General features: G+C 71.6%; 28 protein-coding genes. 18 read left to right on the forward strand and 10 right to left on the reverse strand.

Translation table 11 applies throughout. The features are described from left to right. Positions 1 to 481: 481 nt before the first annotated feature. Positions 482 to 1,186, reverse strand: a complete 705-nt coding sequence (locus ACIQWX_RS42905) for a FadR/GntR family transcriptional regulator (protein WP_400884111.1) — start codon at positions 1,184 to 1,186, stop codon at positions 482 to 484. 75 nt (positions 1,187 to 1,261) lie between these two features. Here ACIQWX_RS42905 and ACIQWX_RS42910 point away from each other — a divergent pair, with 75 nt between their 5' ends. Continuing rightward, positions 1,262 to 2,137: a carbon-nitrogen hydrolase family protein gene (locus tag ACIQWX_RS42910; RefSeq protein WP_400884113.1), complete on the forward strand. Its 876-nt coding sequence runs from the start codon at positions 1,262 to 1,264 to the stop codon at positions 2,135 to 2,137. Beyond that, positions 2,134 to 3,459 (forward strand): APC family permease, encoded by a 1,326-nt coding sequence (locus ACIQWX_RS42915; RefSeq protein WP_400884115.1) that lies wholly within the window; start codon positions 2,134 to 2,136, stop codon positions 3,457 to 3,459. The genes ACIQWX_RS42910 and ACIQWX_RS42915 overlap by 4 nt, the downstream gene beginning before the upstream one ends. Positions 3,460 to 3,538: 79 nt before the next feature. Here ACIQWX_RS42915 and ACIQWX_RS42920 read toward each other — a convergent pair whose 3' ends face one another. Then, on the reverse strand, positions 3,539 to 4,291 hold the full coding sequence (locus ACIQWX_RS42920) for an acyltransferase (RefSeq protein ID WP_400884116.1): 753 nt from the start codon (positions 4,289 to 4,291) through the stop codon (positions 3,539 to 3,541). Between the two features lie 53 nt (positions 4,292 to 4,344). On the opposite strand from ACIQWX_RS42920, the gene ACIQWX_RS42925 reads away from it, so the two are divergent. The 6 genes from ACIQWX_RS42925 (at position 4,345) to ACIQWX_RS42950 (ending at position 8,808) form a co-directional block, all read left to right on the forward strand. Then, positions 4,345 to 5,307, forward strand: coding sequence for a nucleoside hydrolase (locus ACIQWX_RS42925; RefSeq protein WP_400884118.1), 963 nt, complete (start codon positions 4,345 to 4,347; stop codon positions 5,305 to 5,307). Then, complete coding sequence (locus ACIQWX_RS42930) at positions 5,304 to 6,452, forward strand: NlpC/P60 family protein (protein WP_400884119.1); 1,149 nt, start codon at positions 5,304 to 5,306, stop codon at positions 6,450 to 6,452. Before ACIQWX_RS42925 ends, ACIQWX_RS42930 begins: the two co-directional genes overlap by 4 nt. Before the next feature lie 98 nt (positions 6,453 to 6,550). Beyond that, positions 6,551 to 6,958, forward strand: coding sequence for a YciI family protein (locus ACIQWX_RS42935; RefSeq protein WP_400884121.1), 408 nt, complete (start codon positions 6,551 to 6,553; stop codon positions 6,956 to 6,958). Between the two features lie 4 nt (positions 6,959 to 6,962). After that, entirely contained in the window at positions 6,963 to 7,460 is a 498-nt protein-coding gene (locus ACIQWX_RS42940; RefSeq protein ID WP_400884123.1) for a pyridoxamine 5'-phosphate oxidase family protein, read from the forward strand. 11 nt (positions 7,461 to 7,471) lie between these two features. Then, complete coding sequence (locus ACIQWX_RS42945; RefSeq protein ID WP_400884125.1) at positions 7,472 to 7,666, forward strand: hypothetical protein; 195 nt, start codon at positions 7,472 to 7,474, stop codon at positions 7,664 to 7,666. 2 nt (positions 7,667 to 7,668) lie between these two features. Continuing rightward, a complete protein-coding gene (locus tag ACIQWX_RS42950) occupies positions 7,669 to 8,808 on the forward strand; it encodes an RNA polymerase sigma factor (RefSeq protein WP_400884127.1) in 1,140 nt (379 codons plus the stop codon). A gap of 64 nt (positions 8,809 to 8,872) precedes the next feature. Here the strand turns inward: ACIQWX_RS42950 and ACIQWX_RS42955 are convergent, their stop codons facing one another. Then, on the reverse strand, positions 8,873 to 9,706 hold the full coding sequence (locus ACIQWX_RS42955) for an alpha/beta fold hydrolase (protein WP_400884128.1): 834 nt from the start codon (positions 9,704 to 9,706) through the stop codon (positions 8,873 to 8,875). 98 nt (positions 9,707 to 9,804) lie between these two features. On the opposite strand from ACIQWX_RS42955, the gene ACIQWX_RS42960 reads away from it, so the two are divergent. Then, positions 9,805 to 10,176, forward strand: coding sequence for a winged helix-turn-helix transcriptional regulator (locus ACIQWX_RS42960; protein WP_400884130.1), 372 nt, complete (start codon positions 9,805 to 9,807; stop codon positions 10,174 to 10,176). 1 nt (position 10,177) lies between these two features. Here the strand turns inward: ACIQWX_RS42960 and ACIQWX_RS42965 are convergent, their stop codons facing one another. Continuing rightward, positions 10,178 to 10,546: a VOC family protein gene (locus ACIQWX_RS42965; protein ID WP_400884131.1), complete on the reverse strand. Its 369-nt coding sequence runs from the start codon at positions 10,544 to 10,546 to the stop codon at positions 10,178 to 10,180. 60 nt (positions 10,547 to 10,606) lie between these two features. On the opposite strand from ACIQWX_RS42965, the gene ACIQWX_RS42970 reads away from it, so the two are divergent. After that, complete coding sequence (locus ACIQWX_RS42970; RefSeq protein WP_400884133.1) at positions 10,607 to 11,239, forward strand: winged helix-turn-helix transcriptional regulator; 633 nt, start codon at positions 10,607 to 10,609, stop codon at positions 11,237 to 11,239. On the opposite strand, the gene ACIQWX_RS42975 is transcribed toward ACIQWX_RS42970, so the two are convergent. Then, positions 11,229 to 12,080, reverse strand: a complete 852-nt coding sequence (locus ACIQWX_RS42975) for an NAD(P)H-binding protein (protein WP_400884134.1) — start codon at positions 12,078 to 12,080, stop codon at positions 11,229 to 11,231. The genes ACIQWX_RS42970 and ACIQWX_RS42975 overlap by 11 nt on opposite strands. Before the next feature lie 78 nt (positions 12,081 to 12,158). Between ACIQWX_RS42975 and ACIQWX_RS42980 the strand changes: the two genes are divergently transcribed. Further along, the gene (locus ACIQWX_RS42980; RefSeq protein WP_400884136.1) at positions 12,159 to 12,953 is read left to right on the forward strand and encodes a helix-turn-helix transcriptional regulator; all 795 of its coding nucleotides are present in this window, start codon (positions 12,159 to 12,161) and stop codon (positions 12,951 to 12,953) included. Here the strand turns inward: ACIQWX_RS42980 and ACIQWX_RS42985 are convergent. Next, positions 12,943 to 14,094 (reverse strand): MFS transporter, encoded by a 1,152-nt coding sequence (locus ACIQWX_RS42985; RefSeq protein WP_400884137.1) that lies wholly within the window; start codon positions 14,092 to 14,094, stop codon positions 12,943 to 12,945. The two genes, ACIQWX_RS42980 and ACIQWX_RS42985, sit on opposite strands and share 11 nt — an antisense overlap. A gap of 111 nt (positions 14,095 to 14,205) precedes the next feature. On the opposite strand from ACIQWX_RS42985, the gene ACIQWX_RS42990 reads away from it, so the two are divergent. Genes ACIQWX_RS42990 through ACIQWX_RS43000 form a run of 3 tightly spaced genes read left to right on the forward strand, consistent with a single transcriptional unit; the run spans position 14,206 to position 16,663 of the window. Then, positions 14,206 to 14,601, forward strand: a complete 396-nt coding sequence (locus ACIQWX_RS42990; protein WP_400884138.1) for a YciI family protein — start codon at positions 14,206 to 14,208, stop codon at positions 14,599 to 14,601. Further along, positions 14,601 to 15,809, forward strand: a complete 1,209-nt coding sequence (locus ACIQWX_RS42995) for an RNA polymerase sigma factor (RefSeq protein ID WP_400884139.1) — start codon at positions 14,601 to 14,603, stop codon at positions 15,807 to 15,809. The genes ACIQWX_RS42990 and ACIQWX_RS42995 overlap by 1 nt, the downstream gene beginning before the upstream one ends. Before the next feature lie 59 nt (positions 15,810 to 15,868). After that, on the forward strand, positions 15,869 to 16,663 hold the full coding sequence (locus tag ACIQWX_RS43000) for a hypothetical protein (RefSeq protein WP_400884141.1): 795 nt from the start codon (positions 15,869 to 15,871) through the stop codon (positions 16,661 to 16,663). A 2-nt stretch (positions 16,664 to 16,665) separates the two neighbouring features. On the opposite strand, the gene ACIQWX_RS43005 is transcribed toward ACIQWX_RS43000, so the two are convergent. Next, positions 16,666 to 17,004: an antibiotic biosynthesis monooxygenase family protein gene (locus tag ACIQWX_RS43005; protein WP_400884142.1), complete on the reverse strand. Its 339-nt coding sequence runs from the start codon at positions 17,002 to 17,004 to the stop codon at positions 16,666 to 16,668. Between the two features lie 41 nt (positions 17,005 to 17,045). Between ACIQWX_RS43005 and ACIQWX_RS43010 the strand changes: the two genes are divergently transcribed. Genes ACIQWX_RS43010 through ACIQWX_RS43020 form a run of 3 tightly spaced genes read left to right on the forward strand, consistent with a single transcriptional unit; the run spans position 17,046 to position 19,542 of the window. After that, complete coding sequence (locus ACIQWX_RS43010) at positions 17,046 to 17,474, forward strand: MarR family winged helix-turn-helix transcriptional regulator (protein ID WP_400884143.1); 429 nt, start codon at positions 17,046 to 17,048, stop codon at positions 17,472 to 17,474. Between the two features lie 41 nt (positions 17,475 to 17,515). Further along, positions 17,516 to 18,091: a PadR family transcriptional regulator gene (locus ACIQWX_RS43015; RefSeq protein ID WP_400884145.1), complete on the forward strand. Its 576-nt coding sequence runs from the start codon at positions 17,516 to 17,518 to the stop codon at positions 18,089 to 18,091. A gap of 11 nt (positions 18,092 to 18,102) precedes the next feature. Further along, positions 18,103 to 19,542, forward strand: a complete 1,440-nt coding sequence (locus ACIQWX_RS43020; RefSeq protein WP_400884147.1) for an FAD-dependent monooxygenase — start codon at positions 18,103 to 18,105, stop codon at positions 19,540 to 19,542. A gap of 411 nt (positions 19,543 to 19,953) precedes the next feature. Here the strand turns inward: ACIQWX_RS43020 and ACIQWX_RS43025 are convergent, their stop codons facing one another. Further along, positions 19,954 to 20,484: a GNAT family N-acetyltransferase gene (locus ACIQWX_RS43025; protein WP_400884148.1), complete on the reverse strand. Its 531-nt coding sequence runs from the start codon at positions 20,482 to 20,484 to the stop codon at positions 19,954 to 19,956. A gap of 285 nt (positions 20,485 to 20,769) precedes the next feature. Here ACIQWX_RS43025 and ACIQWX_RS43030 point away from each other — a divergent pair, with 285 nt between their 5' ends. After that, positions 20,770 to 21,585 (forward strand): chitinase, encoded by an 816-nt coding sequence (locus ACIQWX_RS43030; RefSeq protein WP_400884149.1) that lies wholly within the window; start codon positions 20,770 to 20,772, stop codon positions 21,583 to 21,585. Positions 21,586 to 21,647: 62 nt separating this feature from the next. Here ACIQWX_RS43030 and ACIQWX_RS43035 read toward each other — a convergent pair whose 3' ends face one another. Together ACIQWX_RS43035 and ACIQWX_RS43040 are read right to left on the reverse strand one after the other, a co-directional pair. Then, positions 21,648 to 21,914, reverse strand: coding sequence for an AMED_5909 family protein (locus ACIQWX_RS43035; protein WP_400884351.1), 267 nt, complete (start codon positions 21,912 to 21,914; stop codon positions 21,648 to 21,650). Then, positions 21,911 to 22,189, reverse strand: a complete 279-nt coding sequence (locus ACIQWX_RS43040; protein ID WP_400884151.1) for a hypothetical protein — start codon at positions 22,187 to 22,189, stop codon at positions 21,911 to 21,913. Before ACIQWX_RS43040 ends, ACIQWX_RS43035 begins: the two co-directional genes overlap by 4 nt. Between the last annotated feature and the right edge of the window lie 45 nt (positions 22,190 to 22,234).

The raw sequence follows: 22,234 nt of genomic DNA on the forward strand, positions 1-22,234 counted from the left end.
ATGTCCGACCATCGCCTGCCCGCGCGAGCCATGGTCACTTTCCGACCAGCGTCCCGCCGGGCTTCGGCAGGGGCTCCGCGACTCGAGCCACGAAACCGTGGCCGACTACCAGCCACCGTCGACTAACGGCCATGGTCACTTCCCGACCAACACCGCGCCGCGCGCCGGCAGACGCGCGCCGCGCGGCCGTCGCCGCCTACCGACCATCGCCGGCGCGAGCCGTGGTCGCTTCCCGACCCACGCCACATCGAACCCCGGCAGACCCGCAACCGGGCGGCGGAATCGTGGCCGACTTCCGACCAACGTCGGCGCGAGCCATGGTCACTACCCGACCAGCATCACGCCAGGCCCCGGCACGCCCGCGACCCGAGCCGCGAGGCCGTCGCCGACTCCTAACCATCGCCGGCACGAACCGTGGTCACTTTCCGGCCAACGCCGCGTCACCCCGCTGACCAGGACGTTGTCGATTCTTGGCTACTGCTCAGCCGAGGCCGACGAACATCGTCTGGTGCAGGCCGCGCACGTGCTTTCTCGTCACCCGGGCCGCCGCGTCCGGGTCGCCTGAGCCCAGCGCCTTCACCAGCTTTGTGTGGTCGCGGTTCGACTCGCGCAGCTTCTCCAGCGGGTACGGCAAGTAGAACCGGTACAGCTCAGCCAGCACCACCTCGTACTGCGCGACCGCCGCGGCCGGGCCCGGGGCCGCCACCGTTCGGTGGAACTCCGCATCCAGCTCGTGGAACTCCGCCCAGCCCTTCGCCGTGTCCATGCGCGCGACCAACGTGCGCAGGCGGGGCAGGTCCGGTGACCTCTTCGCCACCAATTGGACCATGCCCGACTCCAAGACCATGCGGTGGTCGATCAGGTCACGAACCTCCGCCGCCGACTCGCGGTAGGCGCCGACCTCGCGGACTCGCTCCGTCGGTGGGTTCGCGGCCACCGATGTTCCGCCGCCCCGGCCGCGGCGGCGTTCGATCAGGCCGTCGCCGACCAGAGACTCCAGCGCTCTTCGCACCGTGATCTCCGCGACGCCCAGCGCCCGCGCGATCTCGGCGTTCGCCGGCAGGCGCTCGCCCGGCTTCAGCAGGCCTAGCTCCACCGCGAGCGCGATGCGCGCGCGGACGGTGTCCAATGCGGACAACCGCCGGATGCCGGTCAGGGCCGGGGCGCTCAGGTCTGCCGTCGCCATGAAACGACCGTACCGCACAAACTGCTCATCTTGAGCACTCTTGTTTAAGTGTTCAAGATGGACTATTTTTCGTCCATGCCGCGACCACTGCCGATCGCCCTCGTGCAAGCGCCGCCCCGACCCGTCGGGGACGGCGGGTTCGCGGGCGAGGTCGAAGCGGTCCTTCGCCGGTTTCCGGACACGCGGCTGGCCGCCTTCCCCGAGCTGCACCTCTGCGGCGTCGACGGCGAAGGCGACGAGCGGACGCGACAGCTCCGCGAAGCCGCCCAGCCGTTGCACGGAAAACGGACCACGGAACTCGCCGAGCTGGCCGGCGACCTCGGGATCTGGCTCGCGCCCGGCACCGTCTGCGAAGAAGGCGACCACGGCGAGCTGTTCAACACCGCCCTGGTCTTCTCCCCGCGAGGCGAGCTGGCCGGCTGGTACCGGAAGGTCTTCCCCTGGCGGCCGCACGAGCCGTACGACCCCGGCGACCGGTTCGTCGTCGCCGACCTGGCCGACGCCGGCCGCGTCGGGTTCTCCATCTGCTACGACGCCTGGTTCCCCGAGGTGACCCGCCACCTCGCCTGGATGGGTGCCGAGCTCGTGCTCAACCCCGTCCAGACCACCACCCCGGACCGCGCGCAGGAGCTCGTCCTGGCGCGGGCGAACGCCATCGTCAACCAGGTGTTCGTCGCCAGCGTGAACACGGCAGGCCCCGTCGGCATGGGCGACAGCCTGCTCGTCGGGCCCGAGGGTGACGTCCTCGGCGCGTTGCCGGGAAACGACCACGGCGTCCTCGCCCACACCATCGACCTCGACGAGGTCGCGCGCGTCCGCCGTGACGGGACCGCCGGCACCAACCGCGTCTGGGCGCAGTTCACCCCCGCCGACGCTCCCCTGCAGCTGCCGCTCTACCAGGGCCGGATCGACCCGGACCGCTGGAGCCCACGAGAAGGAGACGACCGATGACCACCACGGGCGCGGCCCCGGCCACCCTGCAGCGCCGGCTCGGCCTGCCCGGCGTCGTCCTCTTCGGGCTCGCCTACATGGCTCCGCTGATCGTGCTCGGCACCTTCGGCATCGTCGCGACGACGACCGACGGCACGGTGCCCTCGGCGTACCTGCTCGCCCTCGTCGCGATGCTGTTCACCGCCGCGAGCTACGGGAAGATGGCCGCCACCCACCCCGTCGCCGGCTCGGCCTACACCTATGTCCGGAAATCGGTCGACGCCCGCGCCGGGTTCCTCGTCGGGTGGGCGGTGCTGCTCGACTACTTCTTCCTGCCGATGGTGATCTGGCTGATCGGCGGCGCCTACCTCTCGGCCGAGTTCCCCGCCGTGCCCAATTGGATCTGGTTGATCACTTTCATCGCGGTGACGACGATCCTCAACGTGCTCGGCATCAAGATCGCCGAAAAGGCCAACTTCGTCCTCATGGCCTTCCAGATCCTGGTCATCGGCTTCTTCGTCGTCCTTTCGGTCAAACAGGTGCTGCACGTCGGTGGCTCGCTGGCCAGCACGCAGCCGTTCTTCCACCCCGGCAGCACGCTGGGCACGATCTCCGGCGGCGCCGCGCTCGCGACGTACTCGTTCCTCGGCTTCGACGCCGTGACGACGTTGACCGAGGAGACGACCGAACCGCGCCGGACGATCCCCCGCGCCATCCTGCTGACCGCGCTGATCGGCGGCGGCATCTTCGTCGTGCTCGCCTACTTCACCCAGCTCGCGCACCCGGGCAGCGCGTTCACCGACGAGTCGTCCGCCGCGTTCGAAATCGCGACCACGATCGGCGGCAACCTCTTCGCGTCCTTCTTCCTCGCCGGCCTGGTGGTCGCGCAGTTCGCGTCGGGGATCGCCGCGCAGGCGAGCGCGTCGCGGCTGATGTTCGCCATGGGCCGCGACGGCGTGCTGCCGCGCGTCTTCGGCAAATTGCAGCCGCGGTTCGCGACGCCGGTGTTCGGCATCGTCCTGACCGGCGTCGTCGGGTTGGTCGCGCTGACGCTGGACGTCAGCACGTCGACGTCGTTCATCAACTTCGGCGCGTTCACCGCGTTCACGTTCGTCAACGTCAGCGTGCTGGCGACGTGGCTGCGCGACCGGACCGGGAAACGCGTGCTGACCTGGGTGGTCTTCCCGGTGGTCGGCGCCGTGGTCGATTTGTGGCTACTGGTCAACCTCGACGGGATCGCGCTGGTCTTCGGCCTGGTGTGGCTGGCGATCGGCATCGTCGTCCTCGCGGCGATCACCCGCGGCTTCCGGCGGCCGCCGCCGGAGATGACGTTCGAGGAGTAGGTCAGCCGACACGGTCACCTCGCGGAACTCCCCCACTCAGGGAGAGCTGTCCGGAAAGCGACGAGAGACCTGAGTAGCTCTACTGCTCCAGAGTCTTCTGCAGCGCCTTGTTCGCCTTCCGCGCCATGTCGGCGACGGCCTCGCGACGAGCCGCGTCGGCCGCGTAGTCCTCTTCGCGGTTACGCACGACCCGGGCGGGCGCGCCGACCGCGATCGAGTAGTCCGGGATGTCACCACGGACGACCGCGTGCGCGCCCAGCACCGAGCCGCGGCCGATGCGGGTGCCCTTCAGCACGCTGACCTTCGTACCCAGCCACGTGTCCGGTCCGATGCGGACCGGCGACTTCACGATGCCCTGGTCCTTGATCGGGACGTGGATGTCCGAAATGACGTGGTCGAAGTCACAGATGTACACCCAGTCGGCGACCAGCGTGGCCGCGCCGAGCTCGATGTCGAGGTAGCAGTTGATCACGTTCTGGCGGCCGAACACCGACTTGTCGCCGATCCGCAGCGAGCCCTCGTGGCAGCGGATCGCGTTGCCGTCGCCGATGTGGACCCAGCGGCCGATCTCCAGCCGCCCGTAGCCCGGCCGGCAGTGGATCTCCACGTTCTTCCCGAGGAAGAGCATCCCGCGCAGGATGATGTGCGGGTTCGCGAGCCGGAACTTGAGCAGCCGGTAGTACCTGACCAGGTACCAGGGCGTGTACGCGCGGTTGCGCAGCACCCAGCGCAGCGAGTCGGCAGTCAGGAACTTCGCCTGCCGCGGGTCCTGCCGGGCGCGGCGCCAGGCCCGCACCCGCGACAGCGCGGGCGCACCCCACATCGACGTCATGCGAGTGACCGTAACCTGTGTGCGGGACGGGTTCACAGGCAAGGGGAGCGTGGATGGGCACGAAGCTGATCATCGACACCGACCCGGGCGTCGACGACGCGCTGGCGATCGCGCTGGCGGCGCTGTCCCCGGACGTCGACCTGCTCGGCGTGACGTCGGTTTTCGGCAACGTCCCCCTCGACCGCACGACGTCGAACGCGCGCCGGCTGCTGGAGCTGTTCGGCCGCGCCGACGTGCCGGTGGCCGCCGGGGCGAGCCGGCCGCTGGTCTATTCGAAGCCACGCGACGCCAAGGAGGTCCACGGCGGCGACGGCCTCTCGGGCCACTCCTACACACTGCCCGAGGCGACGCGCCCGCTCGAAGAGCGCGACGCCGTCCGCCTCATGCTGGACATCCTCGAAGCGTCGGACGAGCCGGTGACCATCGCCCCGATCGGGCCGTTGACCAACATCGCCGCCCTGTTCGCGGCCCACCCGGGCGCGGCGGCGAAGATCGGGCGGCTGGTGATCATGGGCGGTGGCGTGACGTTCGGCAACAGCACCACCGCCGCCGAGTTCAACATCTGGAGCGACCCCGAGTCGGCCCGCCGGGTGCTGGTCGAGGAGGACGTCCCGATCGTGCTCGTCCCGCTCGACCTCACGCACCGCTGCGCCGTCGACGGCGAGTGGCTGGCCAAGCTCGCGGCGTCGGGGCCGGTCGGTGCCACCCTCGAAGGCCTCACCTCGACCTACCGGCAGCACTACACGCGCGTGTTCGGCGAAGACCGGATGGTCATGCACGACGCCGTCGCGGTCGCCGAGGCGATTTCGCCCGGGATCCTGCACACCGAGACCTACCGCGTCGACGTCGACTGCGGGCTCGGGCCGGCACGCGGGCAGACGCTCGTCGACCGGCGAAATCTCGGCGAAGAAGATCCGCAGTTCACCCCCGGCCGCCCGATCGAGGTCGCGATGGACACCGACCTCGACGGCCTGCGCGGCTTCGTCCTCGACCGGCTGACCGGGGCCGCACGGTGAGCGAAGAGCCCGAGGTCGTGTCCGACGAAAAGACCGAGCCGCGTCGCCGGAGAGCCGCCGTCGTGGTGGCCGCCGTGGTCGTGGTCGCCGCCGCGCTCGTGGTCGGCGTCCAGTTCGCGCCGAAGCAGCAGCAGGAGACGACGAACGCGGCCGCGACCAGCACGCCGGCGCCGTCTGTCGCGAAAACGACCACGTCGCCGCAGACGACGACGTCCGCGCCGCCGAAGGTGCCGGAAGCGAGCGAATTCGACGCCTGGGCGTCCAAGACCAGCCAGTGGCTCGACGTCCCGCTGCGCGCGATGGTCGGCTACGCGAAGGCGACGACGAAGATCGGCAAGGACATCCCCGGCTGCCACCTCTCCTGGGTGACGCTCGCCGCGGTCGGAAAAGTGACCACGGACCACGGCCGGGCGCAGGGTGGGCAGGTCGGCACCACCGGCGTGCTCGACAAGCCGCTCGGCACGATCGAGGTGCGCGACTTCTACAACAAGGTCGTCTCGACGCCGAACGCCGCCGGGCCGATGCAGCTCTCCCCCGCACTCTGGGCGAAGTACCAGGCGAGCTACGCGGGCGGGAAGCCCGATGTCCAGAACATCGACGACGCCGCGCTGACCACCGGACGCGCGCTGTGCGACGGCGGGACCGACCTGTCGCAGGGCCAGCCGTGGTGGGACGCGGTCGCGAAGCTGCAGTCGGCGCCGTTGTTCCTGCACCGGACGCTGGCGACGGTGAACGTCTACGGCACGGTCGGCCAGGGCTCGGCCGCGCCGAACCCGGCGGTGCTGAGCGCGGTCAACTTCGCCATCGACAAGATCGGCCTCCCCTACATCTGGGGTGGCAACGGCACCGGCGGCAACGACCCGGGCTTCGACTGCTCCGGCCTGACGACGGCGGCGTACGGCAGCGCCGGCGTCAAGCTGATGCGCACGGCCGACACGCAGTTCCGCAGCGTTCAGCACGTGACCGATCCGCAGCTCGGCGACCTGATCTTCTACGGCGAACCGGCGACGAAGATCCACCACGTCGGCCTCTACATCGGCAACCAGCAGATGATCGACGCGCCGCAGACCGGCCAGGCGGTGCAGGTCCACTCCTACCGCCGCGACGGCGACGACTACGCCGGAGCGGGCCGCCCGACCGCCTGAAAAGTTTCTCCGGCGGCGATGTCGAGAACGCGCGACCGGCTGCGTCCCCGGTGCGAACGCGGCCAAAATGGGCCGCACCCGCACCGAGGAGAACGACGATGCCCAAGTACCTGCTGCTGAAGCACTACCGAGGCGCCCCGGCTTCGGTCAACGACGTGCCCATGGACCAGTGGACGCCGGAGGAGATCTCGGCCCACATCAAGTACATGGAGGACTTCGGGAAGCGGCTCGAGGAGACCGGCGAGTTCGTCGAGCACCGCGCGCTGGCCCCGCAGGGCACCTGGGTCCGGTTCGACGGCGAGGGCCGCCCGCCGGTGACCGACGGCCCGTTCGCGGAGACGAAGGACCTCATCGCCGGCTGGTCGATCATCGACGTCGACAGCTACGAGCGAGCCCTGGAGCTGGCCGCGGAGCTGTCGGCCGCCCCGGGTGCGGGCGGCAAGCCGGTCGGGGAGTGGCTGGAGCTGCGTCCGTTCTGGGGCCCGGCGACCACCATCACGGAGTGACGCCGTGCACCAGAACGCCATCGACGAGGTCCTGAACCGCCCGTACAGCCGGGAGCTGCTGGCCCGCGACCTGACCCGGCTGGCCTACACCGCCCTCGACGGCACTCCCCGCGTGGTCCCGATCGGGTTCACCTGGAACGGCTCGCGGATCGTCCTGTGCACGTCGACGAACGCGCCGAAGCTGGCGGCGCTGCGCCGCAACCCGGCGGTCGCCCTGACCGTCGACACCGAGGTGCACCCGCCGAAGGTGCTGCTCATCCGCGGCACGGCCGAGCTGGACGTCGTCGAGGGCATCCCGGAGGAGTACCTGCAGTTCAACGGCACCTACGAGATGACGCCCGAGCAGCGGGTGGAGTGGGAAGCGGGCGTGCGGTCGCTCTACGACGGCATGGTCCGCATCGTGGTGACGCCGACCTGGGCGAAGCTGATCGACTTCGAGACGACGCTGCCGTCCGCCGTCGAGGAACTCGTCCGCCGGCGCGACGAGCGCCAGTCCGTCTGAGAGGGGAAACCATGGGGAGCTTTCCGCGGCTCGAACACATCGGTGTCGTCGACGGGGTCCGCTCGGACATCGCGATGACGTGGACCCCGGACGGCGCCGGCTGCCTCGAACTGATCCGCTACCGGACGCCGTCGGGTCCGGCGGGCGACCCGGGCGCGCCCGGCATCCGGCACATCCTGTTCGAGCTGGCCGAAAAGGTCGGGTGAGCGTGGACGAGGTCCTGCTCCGCAGCCTGACGCCGCAGGTGCTCGGGGTCGTCGTCCGGCGCGGGGCCGACTTCGCGTCGGCGGAGGACGCCGTGCAGGACGCGGTGGTGGAGGCCCTGCGCGTCTGGCCTGCCGATCCGCCGCGCGACCCGAAGGGCTGGCTGGTCACCGTGGCGTGGCGCAAGTTCCTCGACGCGGCCCGCTCGGACAGCGCTCGACGTCGGCGCGAGGACGTCGTCGACGTCGAGCCGGGCCCGGTGTCGACTGTGGACGACACGCTCCAGCTGTACTTCTTGTGCGCGCACCCGTCGTTGACGCCGTCTTCGGCGGTCGCGCTGACGCTGCGCGCCGTCGGTGGGCTGACCACGCGCCAGATCGCGCAGGCCTACCTGGTCCCCGAAACGACCATGGCGCAACGGATCAGCCGGGCCAAGCGGACGGTCGGGCAGGTGCGGTTCGACCAGCCCGGCGACGTCGCGACCGTGCTGCGGGTGCTCTACCTCGTCTTCAACGAGGGGTACTCCGGCGACGTCGACCTGGCCGCCGAGGCCATCCGGCTGACCCGGCAGCTCGCGGCCGCGATCGACCACCCGGAGGTCGCCGGGCTGCTCGCGCTGATGCTGCTGCACCACGCGCGGCGCGCCGGCCGGACCGCGGCGGACGGCAGCCTGGTGCCGCTCGCCGAGCAGGACCGCGGCCGGTGGGACACGACGGCGATCGCGGAGGGCGTCGAGATCCTGCAGGCGGCGCTCGCCCGCGACCGGCTGGGCGAGTTCCAGGCCCAGGCGGCGATCGCGGCCCTGCACGCCGACGCGCCCACGGCCGCCGAGACCGACTGGGTGCAGATCGTCGAGTGGTACGACGAGCTGGCGAAGCTGACCGACAGCCCGGTCGTGCGGCTGAACCGCGCGGTCGCGGTCGGTGAAGCGGACGGACCGCGCGCGGGGCTCGCGGCGCTTGCCGAGGTCGACGACACGCTGCCCCGGCACACGGCGGTGGCGGCGTACCTCCACGAGCGCGACGGCGACCTGGTGACGGCCGCGCGGTTGTACTCGGAGGCGGCCGGAAAGGTACCGAACTTCGCCGAGCGCGACCACTTGACGCGGCAGGCGGCGCGGCTCAACACCCGCCTGCGCGGCTGACGCGGGCGGGGATCGGCGGGCGGGCCGCGATGCTCAGCCACACCGCTTCCCCGGCTCCGAACCTTCACGACGCCCGTGTCGTTTTTTCGGCAAGGAACGGCTCCAACAGCTCGAGCAACGCCTCCGGCCGGTCGAGCGGGATGATGTGGCCGCAGTCCTCGACGAGGTGGCTCACCAGGTCGTCGGCGACGGGCCGCAGCTGGCGGGCGAGCGCGTCGCCCACCGGGTGGGCGCCGATCGCCATCGTGGGCACCGTGAGCCGTCCCGTCGCGACGGCGTCGGCGATCTGCCCGGCGCTGACCGGCATCGCGCGGTAGTGCTCGAACGCCGCACGCAGGGCGTCGCGCCCGGTGTACGCCGCGACGAAGTGGTCACGGATCTCGCGCGGCACTCCGCGGCCTCGCGTACCCGCGTTGAGGAACCAGTCGACGTACTCGCCTTCGTGTCCGCGCAGGACGGTCTCGGCGAGTCCCGGGACGGTGTGGAACCCGAACCACCACGGCGGGCCGCCCGCCAGGAAGTCCTCGGCGCCGGGAAGGCGGCCCAGCAGCGACTCCATCAGGACGAGCCGGCGGACGCGCCCGGGGCGTCGCATGGCCAGGAGGAACGCGGGTGGCGCGCCGGCGTCGATGCCGACGACGGCCGCCGACGGCTCGTCCAGCGCGTCGAGGAGCGCTTCGGCGTCGGCGGCGAGGGTGCCCGCGTCGTAGCCGCCGGGCGGACGCTCCGACTCGCCGAGCCCGCGCAGGTCCGGCGCGATGACGCGGTGGCGCCGCGCCAGCCGGGGGACGACTTCGGCCCACAGCCGCCGGGTGTGCGGGAAGCCGTGCAGCAGCAGGACGGCCGGCCCTTCCCCGGTGACCGTGACGCCGACGTCGATGCCGTTCACCCGCAGCATGTCTCTCCCAGGGCAGTTACCATTGGTTACCAGAAAACCGTAGGTAACTCGTCGGCCCCGGCCAAGACGGCACTTTCCCGACAGGTGGTGAGCTCCAGGTGACCCCCTCCCCGCGCGGCGACCTGTTCGACCCGGCGTGCCCGACGCGCCGGCTGCTCGACCGGATCGGCACGAAGTGGACGTCGATGGCGGTCAAGGTGCTGGCCGAGGCGGACCCGCGCGAGGTGCGGTTCGCCGAGCTGCAACGGCGGATGCCGGGGGTCTCGCAGAAGATGCTGTCGGTGACGTTGCGCTCGCTGACGAACGACGGCCTGGTCGCTCGCCGCGTCGAGCCGACGGTGCCGCCGAAGGTCCACTACCGGCTGACCGACCTGGGCCGGTCGCTGGAGGTCCCCTTGGCGGCGCTGCGGAACTGGGCCGAGGAGAACATGGCGGCGATCGACCGCGCCAACGCGGCCGCGCGGGAGTGACTCAGGCAGGGCCGGCGAGGCCGATCAAGTTGCCCTGCGGGTCGGTGAAGTGGGCGACGACCAGGTCCCGCCCCGGCGCGCGGTCCGGGCCCATCCGGCGGGTCCCGCCGAGGCGTTCGGCGTCGGCCAGCGCGGCCTCGACGTCCGGGACGCCCACGTAGAACACCACGTGGCTTTCGTAGGCCGCCCCGCCGCCGACGCCGCCCGGGATGCCGTCCGTCTCCACGAAGCCGTAGTTGCCCGCTTCCGACACCTCGGCCGACACCGGCCCCGACGTGTCGTACTCCCAGCCGAACAGCTCGCCGTAGTACTCGCGCAGCCGCGCCGGGTCGGTACCGATGATCTCGAAGTGCACGACCGGATTTCCCATGGCGGCCACCGTACGCCGTCGAAGTTGTTAAAAACAACCTCCAAGTTGTAGATTACGACCATGCCGACGAGCCGCAGCTACGGAGACGCCTGCACCATCGCCCGCGCGCTGGACGTCGTCGGGGAACGCTGGGCGCTGCTCGTCGTGCGCGAGCTGCTGCTCGGGCCGCAACGCTTCTCCGACGTCCGCCGCGCGCTGCCGGGCGCCAGCTCGAACCTGGTCACCGACCGGCTGCGCGAGCTGGAAGGACACGGCGTCGTCGCGCGCCGGAAGCTGCCGCCCCCGGCGGCCTCGACGGTCTACGAGCTGACGGACTGGGGCCGCGAGCTGGAGCCGATCGTGCTCGCGCTGGGCGCGTGGGGCTCCCGGCTCTCCCTGCCGCCGTCGGCGCACCTGGGCACCACGTCCGTGCTGTTGTTCCTCCGCGGCTTCGCCCGCCCGCGGTCGGCCGCGTGCCACCGCGTCGAGCTGGACAGTCGCGTGTGGACGGTCCGCACCGAACCGGGACGGCTGACGGTCGAGCCGGGCGAGCCCGCCGCGCCGGACGCGACGATCCGGACCGACCCGGTGACGTTCAACGCCCTGCTCGAAGTCCCGTCCGACCTGGACGCGGCGATCGCCGACGGCCGGGTGACGGTCGACGGCGACCGGAAAGCCGTCCGCCGGCTCCTGCGCGAAACGCTCAGCGCGTGAACGCGGCGGCGTGCTCGGCGGCCCACTCGGCAAAGCTCCGCGCCGGCCTGCCGGTGACGTCCCGGACCGTCTCCGTCGTCGCCTGCGGCCGGTCCACCAAAGCCGCCAGACGCCGGATCCGAGCTTCGATCACCGAGGCGGACCCGACGCTGCCGAGCCCACGGGCCGCGAAGGCCGCGGTCAGCTCCCGGCGGTAGTCGTCGAGGTCCTGGGTTTCCACGCGGACCGGCGCTCCGGTCACCCCGCCGAGCACCGCTGCCTGCTGCCGCACGGTGAGCGACTCGGGCCCGGTCAGCGAGTACGTCGCGCCGAGGTGCCCGGACGACGTCAACGCGCGAGCGGCGACGGCGGCGATGTCGGCTTCGTGGATCAACGCCGAATGCGAGTCCGGGAAGGGGTCGCGTACGACGCCGGCGCGGACGGAGTCCGCCCACAGCAGCCGGTTGGCCGCGAACCCGCCGGGCCGCAGGAACGTCCACGGAAGTCCCGAGTCGCGCACGGCCTGCTCGGCTTCGCCGTGGGCGCGGGTGATGGCGTCCTCCGACGCGGGATCCGCGCCCAAGGCGGACAGCACCACGACCTGCGCGAGGCCGCTCGCCCGGGACAGGAACCCGTCCAGGCCGGCGGTGCCCGCGTAGAGGAACACCTTCGTGACGCCGTCGAGAGCCGCGTCCCAGTTCGCGGACCGGGCCAGGTCGGCCGCGACCACCTCGACCCCGCCGGGCAGCCGGGTCGTGCCGGGGTCGCGGCCGGCCGCCCGGACCTCGTGTCCGTCTCGCAGTAGTTGTTCCACCAGCGCGCGGGCGACGTTCCCGCGGGCGCCGGTCACCAAGATCGTCATGCGTTCAGGCTCGCCGTCGAGGCACGAACCGGGGTAGGCACTGCCGGTACCACCCCGGCGCGGGGCGATGATGGCACCGTGGACAGGGTGGAGCTGGGCGGGTTCCTGCGCAGCCGGCGGGCGCGGCTGCAGCCGGCCGACGTCGGCCTGGCGCCCGGCCCGCGGCGGCAAACGCCGGGATTGCGACGCACGGAAGTCGCGCTGCTGGCCGGGATCTCCGTCGACTACTACGTGCGGCTCGAACAGGGCCGCGGGCCGCAGCCGTCGGAGCAGGTCCTCACCGCGCTCGGCCGCGCGCTGCGGCTGACCGGCGACGAACACGCGTACCTGCTGCGGCTGGCACGACCGGCTCCCGCGCCCGCGCCGCGGCCGGTGCCCGGGAACGTCCTGCGGCTGCTCGACCGGCTCGGCGAAGTGCCGGCGATGGTGATCGACGCGGGCTACGACCTGGTGGCCTGGAACCGGATGCTGGTCGCGCTGATCGGCGACCCGGCCACGTGGCCACCGCGGCGGCGCAACCGGCTGCGGCGGCTGTTCGACACCGGCGACGCGATCACCGGCAACCGCCTCGAGCTGGCCCGGCTGTGCGTCGCGGACCTGCGCGCGAGCGGGCGCTACCCGGCCGATCCCGCGGTGGCGGCGCTCGTCGACGACTTGAAAGCCGAGAGCCCGGAGTTCGCCCGGCTGTGGGCGGACCGGGAGGTCGTCGTGCAGCGGACGCTGACCAAGCGGACCGTCCACCCGGTCGTCGGCCCGCTCGAGCTCGACTGCGAAATCCTGGCCGTCCCCGGGCACGAACACCGGCTTCTCGTCTACACAGCGGCTCCGGGAACGCCGTCGGCGGAAGGGCTGAAACGGCTGCTCAGCGCGTGAGCGCACCTTCACGGACCCGCAGCGACGGCGCCAGGAACAGGATGCCGAAGGTCACCACGACCGCCGACGACAACGCCCAGTGCAGCCCGATCCGGGTCGCCAGCGCGCCCACCAGCACCGGCTCGACCAGGAACCCCAGGTACCCGCACGCGGCGACCGCCGCCACCGCGCGGCCCGGCGCGTCCGCCTGCTTGCGGCTCGCCACGCTCCACGCGATCGGCACGATCCCGGCCACGCCGAGCCCTACCACCGCGAAGCCGGCGATCACCGCCACCGGCCACGGCGCGAAAAGGACCACGGCGAACCCGAGCACCGCGACCGTGGTCGCGACGCGGACGAACCGCACCGCGCCCACGCGGCCCACGATGCGGTCGGCGACCAGGCGGACCGCGATCATCGTCCCGGAGAACGCGAAGTAGCCGAGGGAGGCGAGCGCGGGCGTTGCGCCCGTGACGTCCGCCAGGTACACCGCGCTCCAGCTGTTGACCGCGCCCTCGGCGACGAACCCGCAGAACGCGATCACGCCCAGCGGCACCAGCGCCCGGCTCGGCCACGCGAACGCCGCGTCGCCTTGGCCGCGGTCGGCTCCGGTCAGGAAGAGCGCCCGGCCCCACAGCGCGAGGGACAGCAACACCGCACCCGCGATCGGGAAGTGCACCGAAACCGGGACGTGCAGGGCCTCCATCAGCGCGTCGACGCCGGAGCCCGCGAGGCCGCCGATGTTCCAGAACGCGTGGAAGCCGGCGAAGATCGGCCGCCCGTAGCCCTCCTCGACGCGGGCCGCGTGCGCGTTCATCGCGACGTCGAGCAGGCTGTTGCCTACGCCGAGCACGACCAGCGCGGCCACGAACACCGGCGCCGACCAGGCGAACGCCACCAGCGGCAGGCCGCCGCACAGCACGGCCGCGCCGAGCACGACCGCCGCGCGGCTGCCGATCCGGGTGAGCAGCGCCCCCGCGCCGAGCAGGGCGACCACCGACCCGAAGGCGAGGCCGAACAAGCCCGTGGCCAGCTGTCCCGTGGTGAGTCCCAGCTGCTCCTGCACCGCCGGCACTCGCGCCAGCCACGTCGCGAACGCCGCACCGCAGACGGCGAAGACCACCGAGACGCCCAGACGCGCGCGCTTCAGTTCCCCAGTCACGTTCCGCGATTATCCTGATCTTCGAGAAAATCGGCGAACCATGTAGAGACCGCGGGCCGGGCTCCGTCCTTTCCCGTGAACGCGCCACCGGGGCGCGGGAAGGAGCCGATCATGGCGAAGTACATGCTGCTGATGAGCTACACCGCGGCCGAGGGCTGCGACCTGCCGATGGGCGAATGGCCGCCGGAGGACATCCGCGCGCACATCGACTTCCAGCACGCGCTCGACGCCGAACTGCGCGACAAGGGCGAGCTCGTCGACGCCCAGGGCCTGGCCGGGCCCGACCTGGCGAAGACGGTCGTCTCCGACGGCCGGACCAGCCCCGTCGTCACCGACGGGCCGTACCCGGAGGGCAAGGAACTGCTGGCCGGCTACTGGGTGATCGACGTCGAGAGCGAGGAGCGCGCGCTGGAGATCGCCGCGAAGGCGTCAGCCGCACCCGGGCCGGGTGGCGTGCCGATCCGGCAGCCGATCGAGGTCCGCCAGGTGATGAGCGCCCCGGCCTGATGGCGCGCGAGGAGGTCGAGGACCTGCTGCGGACGCTCGCGCCGCAGGTCCTCGGCGTCGTCGCGCGGCGCTTCCGCGACTTCGACGCCGCGGAGGACGCCGTGCAGGAGGCGCTGCTCGCGGCCGCGCGGCACTGGCCGTCCGACGGCCTGCCGGACAACCCGCGCGGGTGGCTGATCCAGGCCGCGGTGAACCGGCTGACCGATCAGCTCCGCAGCGAGCAGGCCCGGCGCCGCCGGGAGGACGCGGCGGCGCTGGAACCGCCGCCGGCCGATGTCCCGGATCGCGACGACACCCTCGTCCTGCTGTTCCTGTGCTGCCACCCGGCGCTGACGCCGGCGTCGGCGATCGCGCTGACGCTGCGCGCGGTCGGCGGCCTGACCACGGCCGAGATCGCGGGGGCGTTCCTGGTCCCGGAAGCGACGATGGCCCAGCGGATCAGCCGGGCGAAGGCGCGGATCAAGGCGTCGGACGTCCCGTTCCGGCTGCCCGCCGACGACGAGCGCGACACGCGGCTGCGGTCCGTGCTGCACGTGCTCTACCTGGTGTTCAACGAGGGCTACACGAGCAGCGCGGGCGGCCGCCTGCACCGGACCGAGCTGTCGGGCGAGGCGATCCGGCTGACGCGGCTGCTGCACGCGGTGCTGCCGGCCGACGGCGAGGTCACCGGACTGCTGGCGCTGATGCTGCTCACGGACGCGCGGCGCCCGGCGCGGACCGGGCCGTCCGGCGAGCTGGTGCCGCTGGCCGAGCAGGACCGGACGAAGTGGGACCGCGGGCAGATCCGCGAGGGCGTCGCGCTGGTCACCGAGGCGCTCGCGCTCGGCGACGCGGGCGAGTACCGGCTGCAGGCCGCGATCGCCGCCGCGCACGACATCGCGCCACGCGTCGAGGACACCGACTGGGGCCGCATCCTTTCGACGTACCGGCTGCTGGAGCGGCTGACGGACAACCCGGTGGTGACGCTCAACCGCGCGATCGCGACGGCGATGGTGGAGGGCCCCGCGGCCGGGCTCGCGCTGCTGGAGACGCTGGAGCTGACCGGGCACCGGCTCGACGCCGTCCGCGCGCACCTGCTGGAACTGGCCGGGGACGTCGGCGCCGCCGTCCGGCACTACGACGCCGCGGCCGCGCGAACGACGAACACGCCGGAACAGCGGTACCTCCTGACGCGAGCCGCACGGCTGCGGGAAAAGTCGCGGACTTGACCCGCTCATCGGGCTAGAATTCGGTGTTCGCACCGCACTTGCGGATTCGAGGAGGCCGGATGCTGCTCCGCGTGCTCGCCCTGTCCGCCGCGTTGCTGGCGGGGACCGTCGCCCCGGCGGACGCGTCGACCCGGACCGTCTCGGTCGACGGCGCCGTCGCCGCCCCGGCGTCGTACACCGCTTCGCAGCTGAAGGCGCTCGGCGGCGACCTGAACACGCTCGTCGCCGCCGCGGCGCCGGTGCTGCCGCCCGGGAAGAACACCGCGCTGCGCGTGACGGTGACCGTGACCGGATCGGCGCACCGAGCGGTGACGTTCGCGCTGGCGGAGCTGGATCCGGCGTTCGGGAACCACCCCGCGGTGCTGACCACGGACCACGGGATCGACCTGGTCGTCCCGGGTGATCGGGACCGCAGCCGCAGCGTCCGGGACGTCCGGCGGGTGCGGGTCGCCGTTTCCGCCGCGACGACCGCCGGGCGCGCGCTGCGGATCACGACCGGGCGCCGATCGGTCACGCTGCCGCCGGCGCTGCTGGCGCACCTGCCGTCCCGGACGGTGACGGCGTCGTTCGCGTCGGGGACCGGGCAGCAGACGCACACGGAGACCGGGCCATCGCTGGCGCTCGTGCTGCGGATCGCCGGCGTGGTGCCGCGCGCGGATACGGCCGTGGTCGCCGTCGGCTCGGACGGCTACGGCGCCGCCGTCACACTCGCCGAGGAGCGGACCGGCGGGCGTCCGCTCCTGTTGTCCACAGTGGAGGACGGGGTGCCGCTCGACCTGCCGCGGCTCGTCCCGCTGGGCGACGTCAAGGGCGGCCGGTACGTCTCCGGGGTGACCGCGCTCGACGTGCGCTGACGTCAGATGTGGTGCACCGACTCGACGGTGTACAGCTGCGGATTGGCCTTCGCGAGCGCCAGCGCCGCCTTCATGTGCTCCTGGCACTCCGGGGCGGCGAGCATCGCGCGGAACGCGTCCGCGCTCTCCCACTGGGCGTAGTTGACGACGCGGGTGCCCTCGACGCCGGCGTGGATGTTGGCCGCGACGAAGCCGGGCCGGTGCCGCATCACGTCTTCGGTCGCCGTGACCAGCACCTCGACCAGCTCCTGCTGGTGCGCGGGGTCGACGGTGAAGACGTTGATCAGGGTCGCCAGGTTCGCGTCCGGGTCGATCGTCGTGGTCGCCATGGTTCCTCCCATGTCAGGTTCCTTACATGCCCAGTATGTGTAAGGTTCCTGTCATGAGTCAAGCCCCGACCGGCTACCGGCCCGGCTACCTGCTCAAACGCGCCCAGCAGGCGCTGAACCAGGCCTGCACCGACCGCCTGCGACCGCTGGAGCTGTCGATGTCGCAGTACGCCGTGCTGCGCGCACTCGACGAGCACCCCGGAGCGTCGTCGGCCGAACTCGCGCGGATCACGTTCGTGACGCGCCAGTCGCTGCGGGACGTCTTGGGCGGACTGCGGTCGGCAGGCCTGGTCACCGTCGCCGAGCAGGCGAGCACGGGCCGGGCGCGACCGGTGGCCCTGACCGCGTCCGGGCGCACGAAGCTGCGCTCGGCCGACGAGCTGGTCGCCGAGGCCGAGGAGGAAATGCTCGGCACCTTGTCGCGCGATCAGCGGCGCTACCTGGCGGACCTGCTGCACACCTGCGTCGCCAACCTGACTTGACGAACCTCGTATAGTCGGTTCCGAGTAATAGGGAGCGACTAGTGCCACCACGCAAGATCCGCAACACGCTCGCGCTGGCCCTGCTGGGCTTGCTGCTGGAACGCCCGATGCACCCGTACGAAATGGCGTCCACCCTGCGCGAGCGCTACAAGGACAGCAGCTTCAAGATCAACCCGGGGTCGCTTTACGACACCGTGGAGTCGCTGGCGAAGCACCGCTGGATCGAGCCCGTCGAGACGGTCCGGGAGGGGAACCGGCCGGAGCGGACCGTCTACGCGCACACCGAGCTCGGGCGCCAGGAGTTCGTCGCCTGGCTGGACGAGCTGGTCCGCAAGCCGGTCGCGGAGTACCCGAAGTTCGTCGCGGCGGTGAGCTACCTCGGCGCGCTCGGCCCGGAGCGCGCGGCCGACGCGCTCGAGGAACGCGCCCGCCACCTCGCCGAGCGCATCGACGGCGCGAACACCGCGCTCGACGAAACCGTCGGCAAGGGCGCGCCGCGGCTGTTCATGATCGAGGTCGAGTTCGTCCGGCACGCGTGGCAGGCGGAGCTCGACTGGGCCCGCGCCACCGCCGCCGAAATCCGCGCCGGCTCGCTGCCGTGGCCGGAAAACTTCTGAGGGGAACAGAAATGCTCGAAACCGACGTCCTCGTCGCCGGCGCCGGCCCCGCCGGCCTGTTGGTCGCCGCGGAGCTCGCACTGGCGGGCGTCCGGACCACCATCGTCGAACGCCATCCTTCACGGCCACCGTATTGCCGCGGCTTCAACCTCAACTCGCGGTCGCTGGACCTGCTGGCCCGCCGCGGGCTGGCCGAGGGTTTGGTCGCCGAAGGGCACCAGGTTCCGCACGCGCCGGCCACCGGCCTGCCCGGACCGTTGCTGCTCGCCGGCGCGGCCACCGACCACCCGTTCTCGCTGGGGATCCCGCAGACCCGCGTCGAGGAGGTGCTGGAGGGGTGGGCCACCGACCTCGGCGTCGAAATCCTGCGGGGGCACGAGCTGCGGTCGTTCACGCAGTCGCCGGAAAGCGTTTCCAGCGTCGTCCACAATGGACAATTCGGCCGCACGATCACGGCGCGGTTCCTGGTGGGGTGCGACGGCGGGCGCAGCACGGTCCGCAAGCAGGCGGGGATCGACTTCCCGGGCGTCGACGCGCGCTGGTACGCGCTGCTCGGCGACGTCGAATGCGAGCTGCCGTACGGGGTTTCGGCCGGACCGGACGGCCGCACACTGTTCGTGATTCCGAGGCCGGGGTACGTGCGGATCGTGGTCCGCGAGGACGACCCGCCGGCCGACAAGTATGCGCCGGTGACACTCGAACGGCTCCAGGCGCAGGTGGACGAGGTGCTGGGCCGCCACGTCGAGCTGCGCGCACCGCGCTGGCTGACCCGCTTCGGCGACGCGGCGCGCTTGGCATCGAGCTACCGCGAAGGCCGGGTGCTCCTGGCAGGCGACGCGGCACACATCCACCCACCGGCGGGGGCGATCGGGGTGAACGTGGCCCTCGACGACGCGTTCAACCTGGGCTGGAAGCTGGCGGCGACGGTGCTGGGGACGGCACCTCCCGGCCTGCTGGACACGTACCACACCGAGCGGCACGCGGCGGGGTCGCGGATCTTGGCGAACACGCGGGCGCAGGTGGCATTGGAGGAGGCTGGCGACGAGCCGCTCGCCGACTTGATGCGACGGGTGGCCGTGCATCCGGCGGGGAACCGGGCACTGGCGGAGATCATCACGGGGTTGGACGCGTGTTACGAGCCGGGTGGGCACCCTTGGATGGGGCGGTTGGCGCCGGACGTGCCGTTGGTGGTGGATGGGCGGGAGACGCATCTGGCTGCGTTGCTGCGTTCGGGGCGGTTCGTGTTGGTGGACTTCGCCGGGGCTTTCGCGGGTTGGTCGGGTGCGGTTGAGGTGGTCGCCGCGGAGGGTCCGTCCATTTCGGACGTTGGTGCGGTGTTGCTGCGGCCGGATGGTCATGTGGCTTGGGTGACTTCCGGTGCGGATGAGGAGGGGTTGGCGGAAGCGGTGGACCGCTGGATCGGCGACGTCGCGGTTCCAGCGCCGGCCTGATTCAGGCGTCGTGCGCGCACCCCTTGGACGGGACCTGGGGACGCTACTGGCTACTGGCCGTGGCTGCTTTGGGCGTTCCCGATCGCGCTCTTCCTCACGACGGCGCTGATACTCAGGATCCGCCGGCGGTGGCGCGCAATGCGGGAGTCGGCCGGCCGGATCGGCACCCGGCGAACCCGTGCGGGAGAGCCGAGAGCGATGGGCTGCCACCGGCCACCAGCCTCGATGAATTTCCAGACCATCCGCCCCGGCACCGAAACCGGGCACTCGTAGGCAAGCCCGCCGTGGGCCGCGCCCGCTGGATCGGCGGCGCCCCCCGCCCTTCCCTTGGGGGGCGTCCCTTGGTCCAGTCTACCGGCGGCCTGTGACAAAACCCCGTTTTCGGACGGCGAACGCCCGAGCTGTCCACAATCAGCCGAGGTTGTGGACAGCTCGGTCCAGGACCGCCCGCTGCTCGACCCGACCCTCCAGCGTGAACCTGCTGTGCGGCTGAAAACCCAGCTTCTCCACCACCCGCGCCGACGCCTTGTTCGCCGGTTCGTACACCGCCAGCAGCCGGTCGGCGAAGCCGGACGAAAACACGTGGTCGCGCACCGCCGCCGTCGCTTCCGTCGCGTAGCCGCGGCCCCAGCCCGATGGGGCGATCCACCAGCCCATTTCCACCGCCGGCGACCCCAAGCCGGACTCCGTGGCGCTGCGGCTCACCAGCGATACCACGCCGTCGAACGAGCCCGGTGATGCCGATACCGCGAACCAGCCGAACCCGTGAGATGCCCAGTGCGCCAGCGTCGCCTGGTGCTTGGCGAGCGTGTACTCGCGGGTCCACGGCTCGCCCGTGCCCACGTACCGGACCGTCTCCGGGAGCTGGGCCAGTGCGAACAAGTCGTCGAAGTACTCCTCGGCCCACTCGTGCAGCGTGAGCCGTTCCGTGGTGATCAGCACCAGCGGGAGTCTAGGCGCGTCACCGCCCGTCACCGGGGTAGCCCGTTCGGCCGATGGTCCACACCAAGATTAATGGTCTATACCAATCATGTCAGGAAGTCCCCGCCGCCGCGCTCGTCGTCGTGGAGGTTCCACCATGCGTCTTCGTTCCCTGCTGGCCGGGTTGGCCGGCCTCGCGCTCGTGAGCACCGGGCTCGGCGCCCCGCCGAGGCCGCCGCCGGGTCGCCGATCCCCGTCGGGCCCTACGTCGACATGGGCGCGTGGCCATCGCCCAGCTTGTCCGGGATGTCCGCCGCGAGCGGCATCAAGGGCTTCACACTCGCCTTCGTCAACTCCTACGGCTGCAAAGCCAGCTGGTTCGGCGCCTACGACCCGCGCACGGCCTGGCAGAAGGACGAGATCACCAAGATCCGCAACGGCGGCGGCGACGTCAAGATCTCCTTCGGCGGCGCGTCCGGCATCGAACTGGCGCAGGCGTGCAGTACGTCCGCACAGGTCGCCGCCGAGTACGACGCCGTCGTCAAGGCGTACGGCCTCAAGTACGCCGACTTCGACATCGAAGGCGCGGCCATCGCCGACCCGACGACGATCGCCCGCCGGTCGCAGGCGCTGAAGACGCTGCAGAACAACAACCCCGGCCTGAAGATCTCGCTGACGCTGCCGGTGCTGCCGAGCGGGCTCACCGCCGACGGCCTCAACGTCGTCAAGTCGGCCAAGGACGCCGGGGTGAACCTCGACCTCGTCAACATCATGGCGATGGACTACTACCAGGGCGCGGGCGACCAGGGCGCGAAAGCGATTTCCGCGGCCAAGGCGACGCAGGCGCAGCTGAAGTCGCTGTACGGGCTGAGCGACGCTGCGGCGTGGAAGAAGGTCGGCGTGACCCCGATGATCGGCGTCAACGACTCGCAGAACGAAATCTTCTACCAGAAGGACGCGAAGGCGCTTGTGGCGTTCGCGAAGACGGTCCACCTGGGCATGCTGTCGTTCTGGGAGGCCGGCCGCGACGCGAACGCGTGCACCGGCGCGCTCTACAAGTGCACCAACGTGCCGCAGTCGCCCTACGAGTTCGCGAAGATCTTCGCCGGGTACACGGGCTGAGTCACCAGCGGGCGGCGTCCGCGAGCAGTGCGTCCCGTACTGCCGCGGGCCCCGCCCGGCGCTCAAGCCCGAGGAGGTACTCCTTCTCGTCCGTAGTCGGATTTCCACTCCGCCTTCGCGGTGAGCCGCTCGACCTCGCGAAGCTCCCGGCCGAACCAGTACAGCGCCTCGTGGTGGTGGCCGCGATCGAGATCGGCGATCGCGCGGTACATCCGCGCGTTCGCTCGCCGGAACTCCACCCAGACCTGCGCCGGCGCCGCCTGAGCCGGCATCCGCTCGCAGGCATCGACGTGAGCCTCACGCAGTTGTCCGAGGCCAATGCTCCTCAGCGCCGCTCATCGCAGTCCTCCGGATCAGCCGCACGGCTCGCCAAAGTCTCTGCGAGTTCCTCGACGCCGTCCCGAAGCCGGAGAAGGAACGCCACACAGCCTGTCCACTCTTCTCGTGCGTGAGGCACCGCCAACGACACCGCAGCGGTCGCCCCAGCCACCACCAGCACCGGCGGGCACTCCCGCCCGGGACCGGTTTCCTCCACCGACACCGAATCGTCGGCGCGGACTCTCCACGTCACACCCATCCAGCGCGACGCCTTGGTTGCCTCCATCGCCCTCCACCCCCCTCGGCTCGACGCTCTACGCACTCCTCAAGG

Source organism: Amycolatopsis sp. NPDC098790 (genome assembly GCF_044759945.1).
Classification (GTDB): domain Bacteria; phylum Actinomycetota; class Actinomycetes; order Mycobacteriales; family Pseudonocardiaceae; genus Amycolatopsis.